Raw genomic sequence first — 5796 nt, forward strand, 5'->3', positions numbered from 1 at the left:
TTTGTCTTCGTATTTTTGCTCATAGCCCTGGTCATACAAGATGATGGTGAAGGTTGAGCCCTCGTTTGGCTCTGATTCCACCTTGATCTTGCCGCCATGCTGGCGAACTAAGGACAAGACGATAGACAGGCCCAGACCAGATTCCCCCGTGCCGCCATAGCGGGCTCTGGCTGGATCGGCCTTGTAGAAGCGCTCAAAGATGTACTTCTTTTGCTCATCATTCATCCCAATCCCAGTATCCTGGACGCTAAAAATCGCGCCATGCTGGAAGCGCCGCCCCTTGACCGTGATCGTCCCGTTATTGGTAAACTGGATGGCGTTTTGGGTCAGGTTGACCAGCATCTGCTTCAGCCGGTCTTGATCAGCATAGACCATCACCTCGTCTGGGGTATCCAAGACGATCTTGTCGCCATTTTTAGCAGCGTTTTGCTTCAGCTGCTGCTGAACGTCAGACAGGATGTTATAGGCATTGAACTTGGACTTCAGCAGCTGGTTCTTGCCGCTTCTAATCCGCTCGTAATCCAGATTTTCGTTAACTAAACGAATGAGCCGCTTGGTTTCCCGGGACATGAGGTCAACGGATTGCGGAATCGATTCTTCCGGAATGGCGTTATACTGCATCCCCTCCAAAAGACCGTTGATCGTCGTCAGCGGCGTCCGCATTTCGTGGGCTACGTCTTGCATGAATTGGTCTCGACGCTTTTCCTGAGCCTTAACTTCCTCATTGGACTCTTTCAGAGAAACCACCATTTCGTTAAAGTTCTCTGCCAAGTCATCGATTTCATCACCGTGCTTGTGGGCCACCTGGACGTCTAAGTCCCCATTCTTAACCTGCCGAGCCGCAATTGAAAGTTTTTTAATCCGGCTGGTTTGGTAAAAGGCAATCACAAAGCTTAAGATCAAGCCGACTACAAAGGTGATGACCGAGGCCTTAATGATATTGGCCTTGACCTGCTGCACCGTGGCCATGACGTCCTTGACCCTAGAGCCAATCATGATCGCACCAACAACCTTGCGGTTTGCGCCAGTTCCTTTCATCTGGGGAACAATCACCCAGGAATAGCTTTCGGCTGCAAACAAGCGACTATTGCGCTTGCCTGGATCAGCCCGCTTAACTCGGCCCTTAATCTTAGGTACCAGTGCCTTTTGCCCTTCACTGTGGTCATCTTTAATACGGACGACCTGCCCCTTTTTTAGGAGCTTTTTGGCAGAAGATTTCAAAATGTCATAGCCACCCAAAGGATAGGTGGTTTTCAGATTCTTGTCCATCATAAAAATCTTCAGATTTTCATCGTGAAGGACGAAGGTCAGCCGGCCCAAGAAGTCTTGCATTTGGCTGGCTCGCTGGGCTTTTGACAGTTTCTGATCATTTACGCTGTAAAAACTCAGCTTGGAAATGTTGGTGGCATAGCCTTCCAGGCGGACATAGTTGCTTTGGTAAGCCTGTTCTTTTTGATAATTGATGGTTGAGAAACCAATAATCATCACGGCGGTTAAGATGACCACCAAAAAACTTAAGATGTGCTGATAAATCAGTTTCATGCTTAAAGTACTACCTGTGAATCGTCAAACTTGTAGCCAACGCCCCAAACGGTTTGGATGATCTGTGGGCCATACTTTTCCAGCTTCTGGCGCAGCTTCTTGATGTGGGCGTCAACCGTTCTTTCTTCGCCAAAGTATTCATAGCCCCAGATCAATTCCAGCAGCTGCTCTCTTGAAAAGACCTGCTTTGGCTTTTGGGCCATGGTGTAAAGCAATTCAAATTCCTTAGGAGTCAAGCCTTCAATCCGGGTGTCATCAAAGTAGACTTCCCGGCGGCTCTTAGAAATCTTGATGTGCTTGGTTTCCAGGTCAAAGTCGGTTGCAGCTTCTTTCTTTGGCGTTTCTTCCAGCATCACCCGCCGGTGCAAGGCCTTAATGCGGGCAATAAGGGCCAGCGGACTAAACGGCTTAGTTACGTAATCGTCAGCACCAATGCTCAAGCCCAAGACTTGGTCTGACTCGCTGTCACGGGCCGTTAACATGATAATCGGCACGGTTTCGGAAATCTCGCGAATTTCCCGGGCAACTTGAATCCCGTCTTTCTTAGGCAGGTTGAGGTCCAAAGTGATGATGTCATAGGCATCAGGGTTCGCCTTAAACTTGGCAATTGCTTCCTCGCCGTCGTAAGCTGGATCTTCTTCCCAGCCTTCTTTTTTAAAGAAAAGCTCCATCATTTGTGAGACAGAAATGTCATCTTCAACCATTAGGATCTTCATTTTTATTCCCCTTTATCTAAATCTATTTAAAACTGCACTTGTGCACTATATTTCTTTTACTTTAACAAAGATCTTGCACCAGCTGACTAACATTATGTGAAAAACACTTGAATTTGCTTTTTAGACAAGCTCTATTCTTTAATTATAAGATTTTTTGTTAAAATTTTCCCGTAAAAAGAATCTTATTCAGCTAAAAAAGGCAGCCCGCAGGCTGCCCAAATTAGTCATTGTCGCTGGTCAAAAATTTGATGACGGCCGCAGCAAACAGCACCACTGGAATGAGGCCTGGTGAGGCATCCAGCTTGATCTTCTTGTGGCCATTGACCATGACCTTGCTATATTTGTAGTCGCCGATCAGAAATTCCTTGAGTTTATTTTTGTCCATCAGGATCACCTTTTTCAATTTTATGTAAAAAACTACTTGTCATCCGTTAAGAGGTCAACCCGGTTGGTGGTTACGTCGCTGATGCCGGCCTTGATCAAGTCGTCTAAGGCTTGCCCCTTCTCATTGACGGTCCAAACGCCAACTTTAACGCCATATTGGTCAGCCGCTAAGAGGTCAACGGCACTTAAATGATTAAAGTCGACATCGGCCCCCAGCTTGAGATGACTAAGAAAGAGCCAGTCGCTAGAATCAAGTTCCCGGCCATAAATCCCCATCATGGTCATTTTTTGCCCGTCAGGCAGCTGACGAGCCATTTCCAGCTGGTTGATCTTAAAGGAAATCAGGGTCGTCTTGTCTTCCATGCCGGCAGCTTTAATTTCAGCCAGCACCTTTTTCAGACTCTCTAAATTATTGATATTTTTCAGCTCCAAAAAGGCTTCCTTGCCGCCCTTCTTGCAGCTTTCCAGATACTGGGTCAGGGTTGGGACATGCAAGTCTTCATAGACCTTGCCCTGGTCGCTGGCCAAGACGCCTTTTAAGTGGTAGCTTTCTACCTGGTCAAAAGTGAGTTGGTTGACCGACTTGCCGTAGTTTGGGTCAGTGGCAGCAATATCGGTCGTCCGGTTCAGCGTGGCATCATGCAGGCAAATCAGTTTGCCGTCACTAGTATTGGCAACATCGGTTTCAATCCCCCAAACCTGGCTGTTGGCAGCTGCTTGGTCAAAGGCCAGCGTGCTGTTTTCAGGGTACTTGGCAGAATAGCCCCTGTGGGCAATCACGTGCAGCTGGGCTGCTGGAGCCGTGCTTCCAACGGTTTTGGCTTTTTCATTGACAGCTTCAGCCTTTAAGACCTGGTCAGCTGCAGCTAGGTCGCTAGCACTCATGGCAGAGCCGTTAGCTTTTTTAATTAAGAAGCGGTACTTATAGCCGCTGTCCAAGATCACGCCCTGGCTGAGCCAGGCCGTCTTAGAGATAAAGTGGTCGCCCTGGTCTTGGCTATATTTAACCGCTTGGATCTGGTAGCCGTAAAAGTCAGAAGCTGTGAAATAAAGTGGCTGGTTGGCCGTAACGAAGCTGACCGTAGCAGCGGTTTGGCTGTTTTCGTAATAATTGCCCTGGTCATCGATCCCCCACTGCTCCAGCTGCTTGAGGGGTTCGGAGATCTTTTTGGCCTCGTATTTGGCATACAGGGTTTGGCTGGTCAGCTTGACTTTGGCGCCCAAGGCATATTCCTTGCCCTGGCCGTTTTTTTGGCTGTTAAAGCCAGCCAAGGTGTAGCCAGGCTTGGCATAGCCGCTAGTTGGCAAAGTGACTTCGTCACCTTCAAAGGCAGTTAAATCTTGGTCCTGGCCAAAGCCGCCATTGGCACTGATGTGGACCGTGTACTTTTCTTTGGCACGGTATTGGGCGTAGAGAACCTTGGCGGTTAACTTGTAGCTCTTGCCAGGTTCGTAGCTTTCACCAAGACCGTCCGCTTCGGTGTTAAAGCCGGTGAAGACGCAGTCCTTTTTGGTAAAAGTCAGCTCTGGCAGCTTCACTGCCTTTCCGGCTTGGTAGGTCAGTTTAGTCTCTTGGCCTTCGCCGCCATTAGGCAGGATGGTTAGAGTCGTCATTTGCTTAACTTTCTTGGCTTTTGGCTTTTTAACCGTCTTTTTTACTGGCTTCTTAGTCGTTTTCTTTGCAGACTTATTTGACTTTTTCGCCTTTTTTGCTTTTTTCTTCACAGCGGTTACCGTGATCTTGTTGCGCCACTTCTTTTTACCGGCTTTGGCGGTAATGGTGGCATGGCCAGCCTTTTTGGCTAGCAGCCAACCGGATTTATAGACGGTTGCAACCGACTTTTTGGAGCTGGACCAGCGAATCTTCTTTTTAGAAGAGATGCTAAGCTTCTTTTTCTGGCCAGCTTTAAGCTTTAGCTTCTTAGGAAAGTAGGCCTTGGCACTTACTGGCTTAGCTGGGCCAGCGACCAAGAACACAGCAAACACAAGCAATAGCTTGCTTAGGAACTTTTTCTTATCTATCCTTAACAATTTACCTGATACTCTTTCTATTTTCTCTTTTACAATTACGCTTACTAATTTTTATCCTACTACATGGGGGTAAAAAAGCAACCGGTTTTGGGGCTTGGTTGGATTGTCTAAAACGAGATGAATTTCTTGGCCTTTTGCCCTTTAAAGAGTAAAATAGTTTTAGAACGTTAGTTCGAATCTGACATTGCTTTATTGTTGATTTTTTTGACAAAACTGCTAAAATATGGAGCTAGAAAGAGTTGTGGGATCCCTGAGGGGACCACTGCGGAAGATAGTCTCCATTCAGTTTTGGATGGAGGCTATTTTTTGATGAAAAAAGAATTCAAATCTTTAGATAACCAACTCGCTTTGTTAAAAGCACGCGGATTAACCATTAATAATGAACAAAAAGCTAAACGATATTTATTAACTAATAACTACTACAGTATCATTAATGGCTACGGCAAATACTTTCAAAATAAACCTGACCATTATATTTCTGGTGTTTCCTTCGATGAAGTCAGTTCTCTTTATTTTTTTGAAAATGAGATAAAAAAAGCAGTTTTCAAAGCAATACTTCAAATCGAACATCACATTAAGTCCATTGTTGCTTATCGTTTCGCCGAAATGCACCCTAAGCAGACGTATGCTTATTTAAGTCCATCATCATATAATCAACAACAAAAACGGTTAATTGATGCATACTCGGTTATCAGCAAGTTTTCAATTATCTTGAAAAGAAACATAACTGACAAAAAGTCTTCAATATATCATTACATCAAAAATTATCATGACGTCCCAATTTGGGTCATGATGGAATATCTAGACTTTGGTGGACTTTATTATTTTATGAATGTTCTTCCAGATAGCCTACTTAATAAGATTGCCGCAGATTTCACTCCGTTTTTTAATGAAAGTAACCCAAATCATAAAATTAGTATCGAATTTACACCAGAGATCATGCTTAAGTTTATGAAGAACATTCATGAAACAAGAAATGTTTGTGCTCATAATCGGAGATTATTGGATTTCAAATGCCATGCCGACTCCCCCTATTTTTCCCCATTACATAGTAAGTATGGCGTTTCAAAAGATGAATATCGTACTAGTTTTTATACTACTTTCATTACCATGCAGTGTTTTC

The 5796-nt window shown here is 45.1% G+C and carries 5 protein-coding genes; 1 reads left to right on the top strand and 4 read right to left on the bottom strand.

Annotated features, from left to right (window positions below; all coding sequences use genetic code 11):
• The 4 genes from ACI4WN_RS07590 to ACI4WN_RS07605 all read right to left on the bottom strand — a co-directional run.
• Positions 1–1542 (bottom strand): ATP-binding protein (locus ACI4WN_RS07590; protein WP_439777668.1); only part of this gene is annotated, 1542 nt, incomplete at its 3' end.
• Between the two features lie 2 nt (positions 1543–1544).
• On the bottom strand, positions 1545–2258 hold the full coding sequence (locus ACI4WN_RS07595) for a winged helix-turn-helix domain-containing protein (RefSeq protein ID WP_439777669.1): 714 nt from the start codon (positions 2256–2258) through the stop codon (positions 1545–1547).
• A gap of 220 nt (positions 2259–2478) precedes the next feature.
• On the bottom strand, positions 2479–2643 hold the full coding sequence (locus tag ACI4WN_RS07600; RefSeq protein WP_439777670.1) for a hypothetical protein: 165 nt from the start codon (positions 2641–2643) through the stop codon (positions 2479–2481).
• 32 nt (positions 2644–2675) lie between these two features.
• Positions 2676–4628, bottom strand: coding sequence for a glycerophosphodiester phosphodiesterase family protein (locus ACI4WN_RS07605; RefSeq protein WP_439777671.1), 1953 nt, complete (start codon positions 4626–4628; stop codon positions 2676–2678).
• Between the two features lie 354 nt (positions 4629–4982).
• On the opposite strand from ACI4WN_RS07605, the gene ACI4WN_RS07610 reads away from it, so the two are divergent.
• On the top strand, positions 4983–5796 hold an 814-nt coding region (locus ACI4WN_RS07610; protein WP_439777672.1), incomplete at its 3' end, for an Abi family protein.

Origin of the sequence: Lactobacillus sp., from assembly GCF_051893255.1 — a bacterium.
In the GTDB taxonomy this organism is placed as follows: domain Bacteria; phylum Bacillota; class Bacilli; order Lactobacillales; family Lactobacillaceae; genus Lactobacillus.